The 606-nt window shown below is 54.1% G+C and carries 1 protein-coding gene; it reads left to right on the forward strand.

All coding sequences use genetic code 11. The features are described 5' to 3' along the window. On the forward strand, window positions 1–588 hold a 588-nt coding region (locus BN4575_RS20380), incomplete at its 5' end, for an IS3 family transposase (RefSeq protein WP_068979567.1). Between the last annotated feature and the right edge of the window lie 18 nt (window positions 589–606).

The following is a 606-nucleotide window of genomic DNA, read 5'->3' on the forward strand; positions in this document are numbered from 1 at the left end:
GGCTATCAACGCCGTAAGAGGCATTATGGAGGCAAGAGCCCACAGGCTGCCCCAAACACGCTGGCACGTCAGTTTAAGGTGCCTGCCCCCAACATCGCCTGGGTGACTGACATTACCTACATCCGCACTCAAGAAGGGTGGTTGTACCTGGCGGTGGTGCTCGATCTGTTCTCTCGCCAGATCGTCGGCTGGGCGATGAAGTCACGCATGACGGCAGACTTGGCGGTTGATGCACTCTTGATGGCCGTCTGGCGCCGAAAGCCAAAACAGCTTGTGTTAGTGCATTCGGATCAGGGCAGCCAGTTTACCGGTGGTGAATGGCAGGACTTCCTGAGGGCTCACAATCTGAGTTGCAGCATGAGCCGACGTGGCAACTGTCACGACAACGCTGTCGCCGAGAGCTTCTTTCAGTTGCTCAAACGGGAGCGGGTCAAGCGCAGGATTTACCCGACAAGAGACGAAGCCCGCAGCGATGTGTTTGATTATATCGAAATGTTTTACAACCCAATCAGGCGCCATGGTTCCAATGATGGGCTGTCACCGGTAGAGTTTGAAAAGCAGTTCAATGTTCAACAACAGAGTGTCTAGAAAACTAGGGGCGATTCA

This window comes from Aeromonas sp. EERV15 (assembly GCF_900079845.1).
GTDB classification, from domain to species: Bacteria; Pseudomonadota; Gammaproteobacteria; order Enterobacterales; family Aeromonadaceae; genus Aeromonas; species Aeromonas sobria.